Source organism: Macrococcus sp. DPC7161, assembly GCF_004117835.1.
GTDB lineage: Bacteria > Bacillota > Bacilli > Staphylococcales > Staphylococcaceae > SDSC01.
Genome location: NZ_SDSC01000004.1, coordinates 1 through 16,522, shown reverse-complemented (window position 1 = coordinate 16,522; position 16,522 = coordinate 1). Strand labels below are relative to the sequence as shown.

Genomic DNA, 16,522 nt, shown 5'->3' with positions numbered 1-16,522 from the left:
ATGGATGAGCATGCTCATCCATTTTTTATTACAATATTTCACCATCTGATGCGATGACTTGTTTGTACCACTCAAATGATTTTTTCTTCATCCTTTGCATGCTGCCATGCCCTTCGTTGTCACGGTCAACATATATCATGCCGTAGCGTTTTTTCATTTCACCTGTTGTAAATGACACAACATCAATAATGCCCCAAGGTGTGTAACCGATTAAATCTACACCATCTGTAAGGACTGCTTCTTTCACCGCTTCAATATGTGACTTAAAGTAATTGATTCTAGTATCATCATTAATTGAGCCATCTGCTTCAATGTTATCAATGGCACCAAAGCCATTCTCAACAATAAACAACGGTAATTGATAGCGATTATACAAAGTATTTAACACATATCTCAAACCAATTGGATCAATCGTCCAGCCCCAATCCGATGCTTCTAAATAAGGATTATCGATGCCACCTTTTAATCCACCATTTAATATGCTCGTTGTATCTGAAACTGCATCATGTTTCACAGCTGTCGACATGTAATAACTGAATGCGATATAATCCACTGTACCTTCCGCTAAAACCGCTTCATCTCCAGGTTCAATCGGTAATGAAACACCTAATCTTTCTAATTCTTTTAACGCATAGTTTGGATACTTCCCTCTTACATGCACATCAGGGAAGAAGAATCGTTCACGATTGGCAATTTCAGCTGCCATAATGTCTTTAGGATCACAAGAATATGGATACACAGGTACATGAGATACCATCGCACCAATTTTAAATTCTGGATTGATTTTTTTACCTACAATCACTGCTTTTGCACTCGCAAGCAATTGATGATGTGCTGAGCGATACATTACCGCACGTGCATCCTCACCCTGCTCTACTTGAATACCAGCATTTGTCCATAAGAATAATGGATTATTAACATCCATTTGATTATTAATTTCATTGAACGTCATCCAATACTTCACTTTATGTTGATAACGCTTGAATACCACTTCAGCAAAACGTACAAAAAAGTCTACTACTTGTCGATTTCTAAACCCACCATATTCACGTGCTAAATGGAGTGGCATTTCAAAGTGACTTAACGTAATAACAGGCTGAATACCATGCTTTAATAATTCATCAAACACATCATCATAAAACTGTAAACCTGCTTCATTCGGCTCTGTTTCATCACCATTAGGGAATATGCGTGTCCATGCAATTGAAGTTCTTAATACTTTCAAACCCATTTCAGCAAATAATGCAATATCTTCTTTGTAATGTGAATAAAAATCAATGGCTTCATGATTTGGATAAAATGCATCCGCTTCAATCTCATCAGTAATACGTCTTGGCACGCCATGTGCACCAGCCGTTAATACATCTACAACAGATGGGCCTTTACCACCTTGATTCCAGCCACCTTCAAATTGATGTGCAGCTAATGCACCACCCCATAAGAAATCTTTACTTAATTTAGACATAACCGTCCTCCGATCATTTTGATACCAATATCATATCTCAAAAATCAAATATATAAAAAGAAAAAAACTCGCAAAATAGCAAGTTTCATCATTTATTCATATTGATTGAGTATGCGTTGCATATCTGATTTAAATAAATTCACATATTCAATCGGTTCTACAATTTTTAATTTTTCAGGAATGCGGAAACATAAGAAAAATGCATCTTCACGTGACATTTTCACTTCAAAACGTCTTTTACCTTCTACTGGACAAAATCGTTCTTTTCCCATTGAATACGTCTCTTTAAATGATCTGTAATAATCATCTGTAACTTCCAGTACAATAGGACGTGTGATTTCAATTTCTTTAATTTCAGATGGATAACTTTTAAAGGTAATAATATCAATAATCTTACATGACTTCACTTCGCCTTTATGATGAAAAATTAAATAATAATGATAATATTGATACACGATTGAGACAGGTTGCACTCGGTGTAAGGTTTCTTTATCTTTTTTAGTCCAAGACTCATCAGAAGTATCTAACTCCATTGTTAAACGATGCCTTTTATCAATCGCATCTTGTATAGGCACTAAATCCTCTGGAAACTTTTCGGTATCTTTATTAAAACGATTTAACATTTGATTAATCAGTAAGCGTTCATGCATATTCAAACGCTGTGATAAATACTGAAATAATTGAATTGCTTCAGGGGCTATAAATGGCGTTAAACTCTTCATTTGAATTAACACTGAAAGTACAGCTGCCGTATCAACTGATAAATGTTCGCTGTATAAAACATAAGCACTCTCTTTTTTCTCAAATTTAATCTTTGTTAACTTCTCTTTAGGAACCCCTTGATTACTTTCAATATGATTAATGAACTTTTCAATCATATCAATATAGCGTTGAATCGTTCTTAGATCTTTATCGTATTTCAATTCAATTTCTGATAATGTAATCTTTTTTCTGTTCATAAATTGATAATACAAATCTAAAACCGAAAAAGTCTTATTGCTATATGTCATCATTCATCATCCATTCTGTTTTATCTCTATATGCGCATTTCTTACTTATTCCCTAAAGTCTGAAACAATATATATTTGATTATAATTGAATAAAAAGACAAAAAATGTCGTAATTACTAAATTTATATGAAAAATAACAAAAAACTCGAATAATCAGAGTGAGTTAGTCGAGATTTATAAATATATTTGCTTATTTGAATTTTGCGGGTGGCTAGTATTATCTAAATACTAGCCAGTCAGCTCAAAATTAGCCACAAAACAGTAGCGAGTGGCTAGTATTACCTAAATACTAGCCACTCAGCACAAAAATCTTCAATTCATTTATCTTTTATTTTGCTTTTACAACTGTGCCGTTAACTGCTTTAACACGTTTGTCGTCGTTTGGTACTGCGTACATGATTGCGACTAATGCGATAACACCCATTAATACGTTGACCCATAATGCGATCATTGCACCTGTGTATACGTTTGTTGCTGCTACTGCACCAGCGTATACTGCACCACTGATTGCTACACCAAATGCACCACCTAATGATGAAGCCATTTTGTAAATACCTGATGCAACCCCTACTTTATCTTCTGGCGCATTTGAGATTGCTGTATCTGTTGATGGTGTTGCGTAAATACCTAATCCTAAACCGAAGCATAAGTAGCCGATTACACAACTAATTACGTAAATTGTTTCTGGTAAGAATGTTAATGAAATTAATGCTACACCAACGATTACGATGAATGTTCCTAATAACATTGGTTTTTTAGAACCCATTTTTTGAAGTAATTTTTCACCAACACGAATCATTAATAATACCATTACTAAGTATGTGATTGATAAATATCCTGCTTGTAATGAAGTGTATCCTAAACCTTGTTGTACAAATGTATTTGCAACGATTAATGTTCCTGCAACACCGTTTAATAAGAAGTTAGAAATTGTTGCACCTGTGTATGGTTTGTTTTCAAATAATTTAAAGTCAATTAATGGATTGTCGACTTGGTTTTCTAATTTTAAGAATACAACAAATGATACTAATACAACTGCGATTAAACCAAAGAACCATAATGATGTGTAACCAATTGCTGAACCTTTAGTGATTACAACATTTAAACTTAATAACATAATAACTAAAACGATTAAACCTTTTACGTCGAATTTTGCTGTTGTTGTTGATTCTGATTTTGTTTCTGGAGTGCCTTTAATTAAGATCATTGCTAAGATTGCGATAACGATTGAGAAGATGAAGATCCATCTCCAACCTAACATTGTTGCTACTGCTCCACCGAATAATGAACATACACCTGAACCGCCCCAAGAACCGATTGACCAGAAGCTAAGTGCACGTTGACGTTCTTTACCTTCATAGTAAGTTTTCATGATTGCAAGTGTTGAAGGCATGATACATGCTGCTGATAAACCTTGAATGATACGACCTACGATTAATAATGCTGGAAAGTTTGTTGCGATAATTAATGCTGAACCTACAATACTTAAAATCAATCCGATGTTAGTCATTTTTACGCGACCGATTTTATCTGCGATACCACCTGCACCTACTACGAACATTCCTGAGAATAATGCTGTTAAACTTACTGCAATACTAATAGTACCCATATCTGCACCAAAACTTTGTTGTAAGTTTGGTACAACGTTTACTAATGATTGTGCAAATAACCAGAATGTAATAACACCTAATACAATCCCTAAAATTAATTTATTGCCGCCTTTGTATGTTTCCATGTTAGTTCTCTCCTTTTAAGTAATCTAATACGACAGTACCTACAGCTTCTGCTGAGATTAATAATGATTTTTCACTAATATTGAATTTTGGATGATGATGTGGATAAATTTCTCCACTTTCAGGACTTGCACCAGTATAAATGAATGCGCTTGGTACTTCTTTTGCATAGTAAGCAAAGTCTTCTGATGGTGGTTGTGCGTCACATAATTCAACACCAAATTCTAAATCTGCATCTCTTAATGTTTTAGCAACATATTCCGTAAATTCTGGGTCATTGTATAATGCTGGGTAATCATCTTGGTAATCTAATTCACAAGTTACACCGAACATTGCTTCAATACCTTTTGAAATACGTTTGATTTCTGTTTCGATCGTTTGTTTTGTTGCATCTGTTAATCCTCTTACGTCACCTTCAATAACTACTGTATCTTGGATGATGTTGAATTGCCCTTTACCATCAAATGATCCGATCGTAACAACACCTGTTTCAAATGGACTTAAGCGACGTGCAACAATGGTTTGTACTTCTGTTACGAATGCGCTACCTGCAACGATTGCATCATTTGCCATATGTGGTGAAGAACCATGTCCTGCTTTACCTTTAATTGTTAATTTAAAGAATGCACGTCCTGTTTGTACGTATCCTGGTCGGTAATATACTTTTCCAGTTTCCATTGTGCTCATAACGTGAACACCTAATACGTGATCCACTTTATTCAATACGCCATCAGCGATCATACCTTTCGCACCACCTGGTGGCACTTCTTCTGCTGGTTGGTGAATGACTACGACTTTACCAGTAAATGCATCTTTCATTTCTGCCAAAGTTTCTGCAAGAACTAACATGTATGCTGTATGTGCATCGTGACCACATGCGTGCATTACGCCAGCCGTTTTAGATGCAAATGGTAATCCTGTATCTTCTTGAATTGGTAATGCATCAAAATCTGCTCTGATTGCTAATGTTTTTCCTGGTTTGCCTGAATCAATTGTTACTTTAATACCACGTTCGCCAATGTTTGTTTCTACTTGCACGTCTTTACCTTTATAAAAATCTGCAATGTACTGTGACGTTTTCTCTTCTTGGAATGATAATTCTGGATGTTCATGTAGATAACGTCTGATTTCAATCATTTTCTCTTCTTTGTTTTTTAAAGTTTCGATTAATTTTGTCATATCGCTCATCTCCTTGGTTTTATTATAGGACAGATACAAAGGCTCCTCTTTGCATAAATTGCATATTTTCTATACATTTTATATAAATTTATATACCCAAAAAACAAAAGAACAATTTTTGTATAACAAAAATTGTTCTATCGCATTCTTTTAACATCAAACAAATGAATGGCATTCGTTTGCATCATTAATTGTAGGTTCAAGTCTTGTGTTACAATTCGCTCTTCAACTTCAAACTTTGGATAACTGATACGATTGATGTATGCAATCGATTCACGATCAATCCCTTGCGATGTATTAAACGCTTGCCACACTTTATAAAGTGCACCATGTTCTTTATCTAACGTATAATGCTTCACACGATATGTTGAAGGTAAAAGATCTTTAATCACCGCTTCATGGTATACTGAGCGATTTAAATGTTCATGTAATGTTAAATGCGGATTGTAGTGCACCGCATCAAATACAACGACTTGGAAATGATCCGCATGTCCTGTAATCAAACATTCCTTATTTTGAAACAAAATTTCGCCTCTTAACTTTTGAAATAAGAAACTCGTAAAATAAGCCGGGCGTTTACCATGATATTGATGGAACAGTTCAATTGAATTTAAATAGTCATGATTGGTTACACATTGACTCATATGCAAATCATAGTTTAACCAATAGCCAATATAGTCAATCATTTGATTCAACTGAATAAACTGCTCAAAAATAATACCGCCTCTAAAATATTCTCCATTCGTCAACATCGTATTACCCGTTAACGTGTTCCAGTTAAGTAACGCTAAAGGCTTAACAATACCACTTTGCTTCATTTGGGCAATTAAATCATTAGTCTTATTTAAAATTAAATTTTTTGCTTTTTGAAATCCGGCGTCACTCATAGAATCAAAGTCCACTAAGTCATTTTGATTGGCATCAAAAACAAATAAGTCTATAGAAGCTTCAAAAGCTTTCAACGCTTCAAAATCCGTACGTCTTGCCCCATCTAATTCAACAAAGACATCAATCTTCAAATCTTTAAAATAATGTTGAACAATATCCAATAAAATTTCAATTTGACGCGGAGGTATTTGTTTAAAATATAACTTCAAATTTAAATCTTTACCGTGCATTAAGCGCATTGCAATATGCTGATACAAATCTTTAAATGCAGACTTATACGCTTCAAAGGCGATTGTCGGTTTCACAGTTACAGTCAAACCAATTTGATGCTTCACAAGAAAATCAATACATGCATCTACTTGATAGTACTTATGAGAATGTGGAATCTTCTCATCCGTTTGCACATCGCTCGTAATGATTTGTGAGCCAATAATATCTGTAACCAATATACGTTCTAACGTGATTTCATCTTTAGAAGCCAATAATTGCTCTTGATAAGACCCAATCAACACATTTTTTAAATCACCAATTTGTACGATATGTTTAAACGGACGTAATTTCACCGTTGGCGCATTCAACTGCATGCGATGAATACGTTTATCCATATTCATCGGTTCTAAAAATGATTGTTCATGGGATAAATAATCACTTAATAAATGAATCAAATATTTATCATGCACTTCATACGGCTTATTGATTGGCGCGATTTCTTGTTGATAATTCGCGCGATAACTTGATGGTGAACAATGTTCATACTGTTTAAAGGCTCTAGAAAATGAAGACGTATTTAAGAAGCCATTATTCATCGCAATATCTGTCATTGATAAATCTGTATTCACCAAATCTTCTTTCGCATGCTGCAAACGGACGTGATTAATATATTGATGTAATCCCATATCCATTGATTTTGAAAATAATTTCGAAATATAAGTTGGAGATAAATTTAATGCATCTGAAAGTATTTCTAAAGACAAAACTTCATCGTAGTGACTGTCAATAAACTGAACAATCTGTTCTACACGCGCTTCACCTTCATTTATAGATTGTGTCTTCAACTTTTCAAACGATTGCATACTATGTTGAAGTAATGACAAACTTAATTGGTCATTCATTAATGCTTCATTTTGTTCATGACGTATCGCATTAATCCCCATTCTAGCAATAATATTTTTCAAATGATCTTGTGCTTCAGTATTACTAGAAAGCACATATTGAAAATGATTAAAGTCATGTACATATTTCTTAATAAAACTTTGCTCTAACTGAACCATAACCGTTAATGCTGATTGATTGTGACACTCAATTAACGCTTTATGATTTAAAATAAATAACTCTCCGGGACGAATCGTCGACATTTCATGATTGAGCATCAATGAAAGTTCACCTTCTAGTACAAGCCCAATACCTAACCCTGAATATCTTAAATTGTTATCTTCAACAAATGTATTAAACGACACTTGATAGTCTTTCATATTATCACCTATTCTGGTTTCTTCAATAACTCATAACGTTCACAAACAAGTTCATAGCCTTGACGTTGGTACATCTCTCGCGGTGAATCATTGCCATCCGCAATAAGTATGACACGTTTACCATCTGCCATTTGCCAAATCGATTGCTGTAACTTTGTCCCAACACCTTGATTACGATACGTTTCATCCACAAAGAAATCATCAATCTCAATCGTATTTTTACCAATAATCGCTTCAATCTTACCCGCCGGAAAACCATGAATATACGCTACCATTTGAATTTTACGTGGGTCCTCTAAATCACGACGGTGAAGCTGATCTTTCAACGCAACAAAATCCTCACCATATTGAATTTCACCCTCACGACAAACTTCTAAAAAGTCTAAAAACACATCATCATCTGCCACAACACGCTGACAAACAACTTCATCAATCGCACGATCCTCAGGCTTTTTAACCAACTCATACAATTCCATCTTCTCTAAACCATATCCCATACTTAATGCATACTGCACAATATCTTCAGGAATCACTTCATTATCAGGAAACATGAATAAACCATGCTTTTGACCACGCTCACTATGAAAGCGCGCTTGATAAGCCTCATCCAACTGAAATGTCTTCAAATCAGGCATTACTTTATACTCAAAATAATTGGCATAATACTTAATCAATTGGCTTGGCGTATGATAGTGCGTATAACGCTGATTATCCTCAAATACTTCTGAATCATTAAACGTATCTTTAAACCCTAACATCAAACCACCCCTTTTGAATCTATTATATAGAAGAATCATATAAATGTGTCAGTAAACAAAAAAATAAGCATGCGAGACATGCTTATCAATTATCCGACAATCATTCTTTTCGGATCTTCACCATATTTATTTGGGCCAGCAGTACCATCAATACACGTTACAATGAATTCAAATAAACCCGTAACAAAATTGATTAAACCAGTAGTTATAATAAAACTCATGTTGTTACTTAATGGTGTTGCATCTAAAATAAGATAAATACCGTATAAAATCGCAAATATCACCGGAATTTTACCCGTTAAATTCACATCATGAAAACGACGAACCATCATAGCAGTGCCTGGCACTAAAAATATTAATCCTATAATAGAAGCAATGCCATCCATCAAACGTTCACTAACACCAAAACCACTTATAAGAAAACCCATTAATATAAACAATGGAATTAATATAAATAAGTTAGCTAACATACTCAACCAATATTCACGTCTTCTCGATCTACCCGTAAACACTAAACCATTTATCCAGAAACGCTTAAACGCTTCCCCCATCGTCATCTTTGGAATCATATTTGTACCTCCTGTTATATATTTGTGATGATTATTTGTTGTTTTTACTTTTTTTGTAATTGGTATAAGTTTATAACATCTATTAACAATAAACAACTTAAATATAAGACACCACCTATAAAAAGTGTAAAAGTATACCCAACCTTAAAGTTACCTTAATAATGCGCCGAAATCCACAAATCGATATTAAATTGTGCTAGAGTATGTATAAAGTAAACTTTATTTAATAAAGGAGAATCTACAAATGATGGACACAACAAACAAAAAATCTCTTAATACTTACAAAGAAAACTTCAGCAATAAACAAAACGAAAAACAATCAAAATCACAAGTAATCTCTGTAGGTCGCAGTTTTGGTGGTTTCTCAGTTAATTTACAATAGTCATTAATCATACATCAGCATTCGAAGGAATGCTGTTTTTTTTATATAAAATTTTCATTCCATTGGTGTTTAAAGTCATCACACTAGGGTAAAAAGTAACTGTAAGTTAATTTATACTAGGAGGTATAATCAATGAATTTCGATGATTTAAAAAAACAAGGACAAGACCACTTAAACGAAAACAAAGATGAGTACATCCAACAAGGTAAAGATTACGTGAACGACCGTTTCGGTAACGGCGAAAACAAAGATAACGCTGATAAAGAAGAAAAATAAAAACTTGGACCTTACGCAATACAAAAGTGCGTAAGGTCTTTTTATATATACAAAATTAATCACTTTGTCATATTCACAACCTTCCTCATCTCAATAATCGTGGTACAATAACTCATCTATTAAATGTAAATTAACCTGAAAGGAAGAATACAATGAAAAGATGCGTTTACGAAATCGAAAAGCAATTTCATTTTTCTAGTAGCCATGTACTTAACGGATTACCAGAATCACACCCTTGCGGCAGATTACACGGGCATAACTACATCGCTGTATTTGTGTTAGGTGCAGATGAATTAAATGAAGTTGGCTTTGTGGTGGATTATAGAGAACTTGATAGTATAAAAAATTATATAGATAACGAATTAGATCACAGACACCTGAATGATGTTCTACCAATGCAACCAACTGCTGAGAATATTGCTAAATACTTATTCGATAAGACAAAAAATGAACTTGGTATCAAAGAAATCGTTGAAGTAAAAATCTCTGAAACTCCAAAAACATGGGCATCCTATAGACCGTAAATTATTTGGTGTTGAGTGAGCGTTATTTGACTATCTTCGCTCACTTAGTACAGAATTCTTTGGTTTTTGGTGTTGAGTGAGCGTTATTTGACTATCTTCGCTCACTCAGTATAGAATTCATTGGTTTTTGGTGTTGAGTGAGCGTTATTTGACTATCTTCGCTCACTCGACACAAAATCCACTAACCATTCCACCCAACATCTAATCCATTCATGTGAAATTTCTCACATCATCTCCCCAAATCCCCTATAAACCCTACTCATTCTTTACAAATCATTGAACACAACCCTTCTAGCAACATTGAATTCCAAAGTTTTGATAAGCTTAAGAAAAAATAAGAAAGGGTTTTCACATATGAAAATTAAAGAGGCATTATTCAAAAAGCTTGAAGAAAAGCAATCTCGTATGTTAGAGATTCGTCGTTATTTACATCAACATCCTGAGTTATCTTTCCATGAGGAGTTAACTGCGAAGTATATTCAAGATTTCTACAAGGACAAAGATGTAACCCTTCACACGAATGTTGGTGGAGGTTATGCGGTTATTGTTGATATTGAAACGAATCATCCTGGTAAGACTATTGGCGTAAGAGCTGATTTTGATGCGTTACCGATTCAAGAGGAAACAGATGTTGAATTTAAATCTCAAAATGATGGTGTGATGCATGCTTGTGGTCATGATGCGCATACGGCTTATTTATTAATTCTTGCTGAATCATTAATTGAAATGAAAGATGAATTATCTGGTACGATTCGCATCATTCATCAACATGCAGAAGAAGTACCTCCTGGTGGTGCCAAAGGGATTGTTGAGTCTGGTATTTTAGATAATTTAGATGAAGTTTATGGTATTCACGTATTCCCATTTGTAGACCAAGGTAAGATTGAAATTCATGAAAAAGAAACATATGCTGGTCGCTCTAACTTTGACATTGAAATTCAAGGTAAAGGTGGACATGCAGCTCTTCCTCAAACAGCAAATGACGCTTTAGTTGCAGGTGCTTACTTGGTAACACAATTACAAACGGTTGTTTCAAGACGTATGGATCCTAGGGAATCTGTTGTTGTGACTGTAGGTGCGTTTGAAGCACCTGGTGGTTACAATGTTATCCAAGATAAAGTGACGTTAAGAGGTACGGTGAGATATTTAAACGAAGCGTCTAAACAACCGGCTTACGAAGAAATTAAAAACCAAGTCGAAGGATTAGAAAAGACGTTCGGCGTAAAAGTGAATTTAGACTATAAATTCGACTACCCAGTGCTTTATAACTATCCAGAACAAACAAGTGCCGTTCGTGATATATTAAAACAAAGCGAAGGCACATACTTTGATAAAGTTGTTGAAGGTCAAGCGTTATCAGGATCTGAAGACTTCGCTTACTATTTAACAAAAACACCTGGTACATTCTACATCGTAGGAGCAAAACCAGAAGGGGTTGAAACACCTTATCCAAATCATCATCCTAAATTCACAATCAATGAAGATGCGATGATGATTTGTGCAAAATCATTGGCTGAAATCGTATTAAACAGAATGGGATAAAAAAGAGATTCAGTGCGAAAACGCGCTGAATCTCTTTTAAATTTAAATTAACCTTTTTTATCTGGTAAATAAATTTTCATTACCATAAATGCCCCGAATACTAAAACAATATTCACATAAAAAGCAAACATCGCTGCCATTTGTATAGATAAAAATGACTTCAATACCATAAATAACGTCACTAAAATCGCAATCCCAAAACCAGCACCTAAAGTCGAAGCCATTTTAAAGATTGCTGAAGCAACTCCTGTTTTCTCTTTAGGTAAAGAAGAAATTGCTGTATCCAAAGCAGGTGTTGCAAATAAACCAACACTTGCACCGAATAGTACGAAACCAAGTAAAGCTGCAATCAAATATACTTGACCACTTAAGAACGTCAACGAAATAATCAATACACCTACCGCTAAAATAATCGGTGACATTACCAACGCTTTCTTAGGACCGTACTTCTTAATACTCTTCTCACCAATCTTAACAAGTAACAATAAGAAAATCACATACGGTAACGTCATTAAACCAGCTTGGAATGGCGTCATATGGAAGTTCAACTGAACGAACATATTAAACACCGCAATCGTACCAACCGACATATTCATTAAGAAGTTCCCAATCGCAACACTCGTATAATCACGGTGTTTGAAAATAGACAAATCAATAAACGGCACAGCTTGACGCTTTTCAAACTGAATAAATACAACCGTTCCAATAATAAAAGTAAGTAAAAGCACAATGCTGATTAAACTCGTCCAACCTAACTTACTACCTTGTGTAATAAAGATACTCAGTGCGGCCATCATTACCGTAAAAATAAATAAACCAGCTACATCAAACTTTTGATGCGTAGAGGCTTTCACGAATGGATGATTTTTTAAACCAAACAATAATACAAAACCAATCACAGCAAATATAATCGATAAAACAAAAATCCACTGCCAACCGAAATACGTCGAAATAAAACCACCAAATAAAGAAGCGAAACCAGTACCACCAAATGCACCAATCGACCACCAACTTAACGCATTACGACGTGCATCACCTTCAAATAATTGATTGATGATAGAAATCGTCGAAGGCATTAACATCGCTGCTGAGAAACCTTGAATCACACGACCTGTAATCAATAAGACACTACTTGGTGAAATGATAATTAATAAAGAACCAATAATACTTAACACAATCCCAGTTAATGCTAGCTTAATAGGACCAATTCTATCAGAGAAATTCCCTGCCACTACCATAAAAATCCCAGTAATCAAAGATGTTAAACTGATCGATAAACTAATAATACTCTCAGACGTATGGAACGTACCATTCAGCACCCCACCTAAATTTAAAAACGTCTGTGCAAACAACCAATACGTCAAAATCGATAACACAATTCCTGTTACAATCAAACCAGACCGCTTCATCCCATCCTGCTCACGCATACTTATCAACATCCTTTAATATTTATTTAAACTCAGTTTAGCACTTTTGTATGCAAATCGGTTATAAAAAGTGAAAAAAGAGAATAAAATGAGTGGATGGTGTGATGAGTGAGCGATATTTGGTTGTATTCGCTCACTCGATACGTAAATCATCGATATTTGATAGTGAGTGAGCGTTTATCACTTATCTTCGCTCACTCAACACATAAATCATCTTAAATATTTTTCAAATTATATATATGAATAACCTGTGCAAATTTTATCATTTTTTGCACACATTATAAAAACGTGTGCAAAATTTGCACACGTCATCAAACTTAATTATTAAAAACGTTCATTAGTAAGAAGAATGATACCTTCAGTTACATAAGTCATTCATAAAACAGACATTAAATCGACTTCACTTACCAAAACTTTATCTTCATATACTTTTATATTAGGATGTCCAAAATAGTATACAAATCTTAACATCTTTCTTTCATTACCTGAGTCATATTTAAAAGTGCAGTTAATCCTTTTCAAACCGACTTCTAATTTCTTATCTATATTTGAAGCCGTATTAACGTGTGTCATAAAATAATCATCTACCAGTTTATGAAAAGCCATCATTATTCTAATACTTGTCGTATGATATTTATCATTTCTTTCTTCAAAATAATGTCTCGATGCCTCATCTATATCTATTATATGTAAATTTTCCATATTAACAGCTACCGATATCGGAACAATTGTATCCTCATCACAAATAACAAGGATCCATCGATAGATATTATCCTTTATTAACTTTGTTCTTGCCCTATCCATTGAAACAATCACTTCTGTATCTAATACTTGTTCAATTTGATTCTTCAAAGGCATAGTCACTTTATTAATGACCTCATCGTCAATTTCAATATAATCATGTTTAACAACATCTTTCACTTCAAAGAACCGCTCTGAAAACTCAGCTAAAATTTTATCGGTTTCTTCAACCAATTTTTTGGTATGCTTATCAATCACATACACAGTTAATATATGTTTAATTTCTTTAGACTTTTCATTTGATTTTGTTTTAATGGTATTTCCGATGTGTACTACAGTATCAATAATGTATTCTCCATGAATGTACGAAAAGAAAAAATTATTATTTAATATATATTTCGTTTTGGTTAATCGCTCAAAGGTTACCATCTTATAAATATTTAAACCTTTATTAATCCATTCTTTAGTAACATCATCCATCATCTTCGATTTAGATTGAGCGGTTAGACTAAAATAGTCATGCTTTTGATTTTCCATCATAAACAATCCCAATTATAAATATAGTCATCAAATTTCATCTGGGCTAAATCTTCATGTCTCACAAATAAATTACAAACGCCACAGTCCCCCCACATAATCGAAGCGTCAGTGTCATCCGCTACATTATCTGAATCAATTTGAATTAATAAAGTATCAAAATCACTCAAATCTTCAAAACCGTATCTAGGATCTTCTTGTGTAAAGAAAGGATAGCCTCCAATTTGGTGGAATACATCATTGGATGAAAATGTCTTATGTACCACATGCATTAACTCAATATGCTCACTTATATTTTGTTTGTAATCAAAATCAGGGTTGGCTTTCTTCCATATGTCATCCATTATCGGATGAAATTCACTTGCCGATTGAACAATCGATTGTTCACTGAGCTCAAAGTCAAATCCGATGACACCTCTATAAGGTAATACATCTTCATCAATCTCTAATTCTTCAAAATGAGCTTTAATCGCTTCAAACGTTAAACCCGTCTCTAAATCTTCAATATAAATCAATCGATTATTGACCTTCTCTGACACCTTATTAAAGTCACAACCATATAAATCCTCATCAGCACTAATCCAGAATTGTATTAAACCACGTTTCGCTGGAATAATTTCTTGTTCATCCGGCAAATCACTTAAATTAATCTGAAAAAGTAACGCCATATGTTCATCATTTGCATCGACTGGTATATCGTCAAAAGATTTTAAAAAAGGTGTGCCACCAACTTTACTACTTAATAAAGTTTCATCAATCAGTTCAAAAGACGTTAGTTTAATATACGGACGTGTTGGTAATTCAACATCCATCAATTGATCCACAAACCTTTGATAAGCCAATTGCTCCTTTACAGTTAAATGACTTGTGTCTTGAATATTAAACATATTATCCCTCCTAATAACATGACCATTCATATAAGACATTGCTAAAATCACGGCATGCGAGATCATCTTTCGTAATTAGAAAATGCGCATTACCTACATCTCCCCAAACAATCAGGTTTTTGCCATCGTCATTCATCTCAGAATCCATTTGAAGTAATAATACATCATGTTTAGAGTAATCTATATTGAGCTTGTTGAACGTTTCTGAATAACGTGTATCACGTACATCATGTGCTGGATATACAGGATGACCACCAATAAAATGCCCTTCTTCATTTACTGCTAACCAGAATTTATTATGATCACTTTCACTTAAATTAGAAAAACCATCAATCTTACTTCTAATACCATCGGAATACCTATCTCCAAATGACATGACATTTTGACCTAATTCAAATGTTATCGCTAACTCTTTAAATACTGGATTGTAAATTTCATGTTCAGGATAAGTATATTTCTTCTGAACATCATCACGTGTTACCGACTGATCAATCGTCTCGTAATAAATAACGCGATGTTTGTCATTAATAATATGATTATCATTATTAATCCCCATATATTCATCCATCAAAACCCAGAATTGCAGCATACCTATAGAAGGTAATCCGATATTGTTCGGTGGTAACTCATCTAAATGATATTGCGCAAGAAAATGCAATTGTTCACCTGACTCAGTTACTGGACACGATGTATCATGTGGTAAGTACGGTAAACCCCCGAACTTACTGTCAAAGACATTTTCAGGTGTTCTTTCGTGTGTCTTAATGCGAATACATTCTTTCTGTGTTAATGCACGATATTGTTTCAGAACTTCATCAATTTGAACATGTTCAGACATTCAATCACCTCGAAAATTCGTTGGATTAATAGAAATATTAAATGCTATATTCTCAATTATATTTGTAAAAAAAATTTATTAGAAATAATTCATGTAATCGATAATCATTTTCGTACGCTCTTGTATGAATAATGTAAAAAATAACTCCATACAAAAAAGCCTAAAAATGTAGTGAACCCAAAAAGTTGAACTTTTTATTAAGCTACTTTCATTAAAGCAAGATTTCTGTATTCTACAGGAGTCTTGCTTTTTAATTTTCTCTTCTTTCTAACGAAATTATAATATTCCATATAA

Annotated in this window: 16 protein-coding genes; 4 read left to right on the top strand and 12 right to left on the bottom strand. The window is 33.9% G+C overall.

Annotated features, from left to right (window positions below; genetic code table 11):
* Positions 1–28 precede the first annotated feature (28 nt).
* The 7 genes from ER639_RS06810 to ER639_RS06780 form a co-directional block, all read right to left on the bottom strand.
* Positions 29–1,465 (bottom strand): 6-phospho-beta-glucosidase, encoded by a 1,437-nt coding sequence (locus tag ER639_RS06810; RefSeq protein ID WP_129065029.1) that lies wholly within the window; start codon positions 1,463–1,465, stop codon positions 29–31.
* A gap of 92 nt (positions 1,466–1,557) precedes the next feature.
* A complete protein-coding gene (locus ER639_RS06805; RefSeq protein WP_129065028.1) occupies positions 1,558–2,475 on the bottom strand; it encodes a helix-turn-helix transcriptional regulator in 918 nt (305 codons plus the stop codon).
* 328 nt (positions 2,476–2,803) lie between these two features.
* On the bottom strand, positions 2,804–4,210 hold the full coding sequence (locus tag ER639_RS06800) for an MFS transporter (protein WP_129065027.1): 1,407 nt from the start codon (positions 4,208–4,210) through the stop codon (positions 2,804–2,806).
* 1 nt (position 4,211) lies between these two features.
* Positions 4,212–5,387 carry a M20 family metallopeptidase gene (locus tag ER639_RS06795; protein ID WP_483306231.1) on the bottom strand — a complete coding sequence of 392 codons (1,176 nt, stop codon included), beginning with the start codon at positions 5,385–5,387 and terminating at the stop codon, positions 4,212–4,214.
* Between the two features lie 137 nt (positions 5,388–5,524).
* Positions 5,525–7,747: a helix-turn-helix domain-containing protein gene (locus tag ER639_RS06790; protein WP_129065026.1), complete on the bottom strand. Its 2,223-nt coding sequence runs from the start codon at positions 7,745–7,747 to the stop codon at positions 5,525–5,527.
* A gap of 8 nt (positions 7,748–7,755) precedes the next feature.
* On the bottom strand, positions 7,756–8,505 hold the full coding sequence (locus ER639_RS06785) for a GNAT family N-acetyltransferase (protein WP_164993384.1): 750 nt from the start codon (positions 8,503–8,505) through the stop codon (positions 7,756–7,758).
* 89 nt (positions 8,506–8,594) lie between these two features.
* Positions 8,595–9,074 carry a DUF805 domain-containing protein gene (locus tag ER639_RS06780; RefSeq protein WP_129065024.1) on the bottom strand — a complete coding sequence of 160 codons (480 nt, stop codon included), beginning with the start codon at positions 9,072–9,074 and terminating at the stop codon, positions 8,595–8,597.
* Positions 9,075–9,318: 244 nt separating this feature from the next.
* Between ER639_RS06780 and ER639_RS12270 the strand changes: the two genes are divergently transcribed.
* The 4 genes from ER639_RS12270 to ER639_RS06770 all read left to right on the top strand — a co-directional run bounded on the left by ER639_RS12270 (position 9,319) and on the right by ER639_RS06770 (position 11,798).
* Positions 9,319–9,456, top strand: a complete 138-nt coding sequence (locus ER639_RS12270; protein ID WP_164993383.1) for a hypothetical protein — start codon at positions 9,319–9,321, stop codon at positions 9,454–9,456.
* Positions 9,457–9,588: 132 nt separating this feature from the next.
* The gene (locus ER639_RS12265; protein WP_164993382.1) at positions 9,589–9,732 is read left to right on the top strand and encodes a hypothetical protein; all 144 of its coding nucleotides are present in this window, start codon (positions 9,589–9,591) and stop codon (positions 9,730–9,732) included.
* A gap of 152 nt (positions 9,733–9,884) precedes the next feature.
* On the top strand, positions 9,885–10,256 hold the full coding sequence (locus ER639_RS06775) for a 6-pyruvoyl trahydropterin synthase family protein (protein WP_129065023.1): 372 nt from the start codon (positions 9,885–9,887) through the stop codon (positions 10,254–10,256).
* A 354-nt stretch (positions 10,257–10,610) separates the two neighbouring features.
* Positions 10,611–11,798, top strand: coding sequence for an amidohydrolase (locus tag ER639_RS06770; protein WP_129065022.1), 1,188 nt, complete (start codon positions 10,611–10,613; stop codon positions 11,796–11,798).
* A 47-nt stretch (positions 11,799–11,845) separates the two neighbouring features.
* On the opposite strand, the gene ER639_RS06765 is transcribed toward ER639_RS06770, so the two are convergent.
* The 5 genes from ER639_RS06765 to ER639_RS12570 all read right to left on the bottom strand — a co-directional run bounded on the left by ER639_RS06765 (position 11,846) and on the right by ER639_RS12570 (position 16,518).
* Positions 11,846–13,225 (bottom strand): MFS transporter, encoded by a 1,380-nt coding sequence (locus ER639_RS06765; protein WP_164993381.1) that lies wholly within the window; start codon positions 13,223–13,225, stop codon positions 11,846–11,848.
* A gap of 375 nt (positions 13,226–13,600) precedes the next feature.
* Positions 13,601–14,506, bottom strand: a complete 906-nt coding sequence (locus tag ER639_RS06760; RefSeq protein ID WP_129065020.1) for a hypothetical protein — start codon at positions 14,504–14,506, stop codon at positions 13,601–13,603.
* Entirely contained in the window at positions 14,503–15,390 is an 888-nt protein-coding gene (locus ER639_RS06755) for a YwqG family protein (RefSeq protein ID WP_164993380.1), read from the bottom strand. Before ER639_RS06755 ends, ER639_RS06760 begins: the two co-directional genes overlap by 4 nt.
* A gap of 10 nt (positions 15,391–15,400) precedes the next feature.
* Positions 15,401–16,228, bottom strand: a complete 828-nt coding sequence (locus ER639_RS06750; protein ID WP_129065018.1) for a YwqG family protein — start codon at positions 16,226–16,228, stop codon at positions 15,401–15,403.
* Positions 16,229–16,425: 197 nt separating this feature from the next.
* On the bottom strand, positions 16,426–16,518 hold the full coding sequence (locus ER639_RS12570; protein ID WP_368665656.1) for an IS3 family transposase: 93 nt from the start codon (positions 16,516–16,518) through the stop codon (positions 16,426–16,428).
* Positions 16,519–16,522: the final 4 nt, after the last annotated feature.

Bases quoted from the DNA above. Each gene is read 5' to 3' on its own strand.
- ER639_RS12270 (WP_164993383.1), top strand. From the start codon at position 9,319: ATGATGGACACAACAAACAAAAAATCTCTTAATACTTACAAAGAAAAC.
- ER639_RS12570 (WP_368665656.1), bottom strand. From the start codon at position 16,518: ATGGAATATTATAATTTCGTTAGAAAGAAGAGAAAATTAAAAAGCAAG.
- ER639_RS06770 (WP_129065022.1), top strand. From the start codon at position 10,611: ATGAAAATTAAAGAGGCATTATTCAAAAAGCTTGAAGAAAAGCAATCT.
- ER639_RS12265 (WP_164993382.1), top strand. From the start codon at position 9,589: ATGAATTTCGATGATTTAAAAAAACAAGGACAAGACCACTTAAACGAA.
- ER639_RS06800 (WP_129065027.1), bottom strand. From the start codon at position 4,210: ATGGAAACATACAAAGGCGGCAATAAATTAATTTTAGGGATTGTATTA.
- ER639_RS06805 (WP_129065028.1), bottom strand. From the start codon at position 2,475: ATGACATATAGCAATAAGACTTTTTCGGTTTTAGATTTGTATTATCAA.
- ER639_RS06750 (WP_129065018.1), bottom strand. From the start codon at position 16,228: ATGTCTGAACATGTTCAAATTGATGAAGTTCTGAAACAATATCGTGCA.
- ER639_RS06755 (WP_164993380.1), bottom strand. From the start codon at position 15,390: ATGTTTAATATTCAAGACACAAGTCATTTAACTGTAAAGGAGCAATTG.
- ER639_RS06775 (WP_129065023.1), top strand. From the start codon at position 9,885: ATGAAAAGATGCGTTTACGAAATCGAAAAGCAATTTCATTTTTCTAGT.
- ER639_RS06810 (WP_129065029.1), bottom strand. From the start codon at position 1,465: ATGTCTAAATTAAGTAAAGATTTCTTATGGGGTGGTGCATTAGCTGCA.
- ER639_RS06780 (WP_129065024.1), bottom strand. From the start codon at position 9,074: ATGATTCCAAAGATGACGATGGGGGAAGCGTTTAAGCGTTTCTGGATA.
- ER639_RS06795 (WP_483306231.1), bottom strand. From the start codon at position 5,387: ATGACAAAATTAATCGAAACTTTAAAAAACAAAGAAGAGAAAATGATT.
- ER639_RS06790 (WP_129065026.1), bottom strand. From the start codon at position 7,747: ATGAAAGACTATCAAGTGTCGTTTAATACATTTGTTGAAGATAACAAT.
- ER639_RS06760 (WP_129065020.1), bottom strand. From the start codon at position 14,506: ATGATGGAAAATCAAAAGCATGACTATTTTAGTCTAACCGCTCAATCT.
- ER639_RS06785 (WP_164993384.1), bottom strand. From the start codon at position 8,505: ATGTTAGGGTTTAAAGATACGTTTAATGATTCAGAAGTATTTGAGGAT.
- ER639_RS06765 (WP_164993381.1), bottom strand. From the start codon at position 13,225: ATGCGTGAGCAGGATGGGATGAAGCGGTCTGGTTTGATTGTAACAGGA.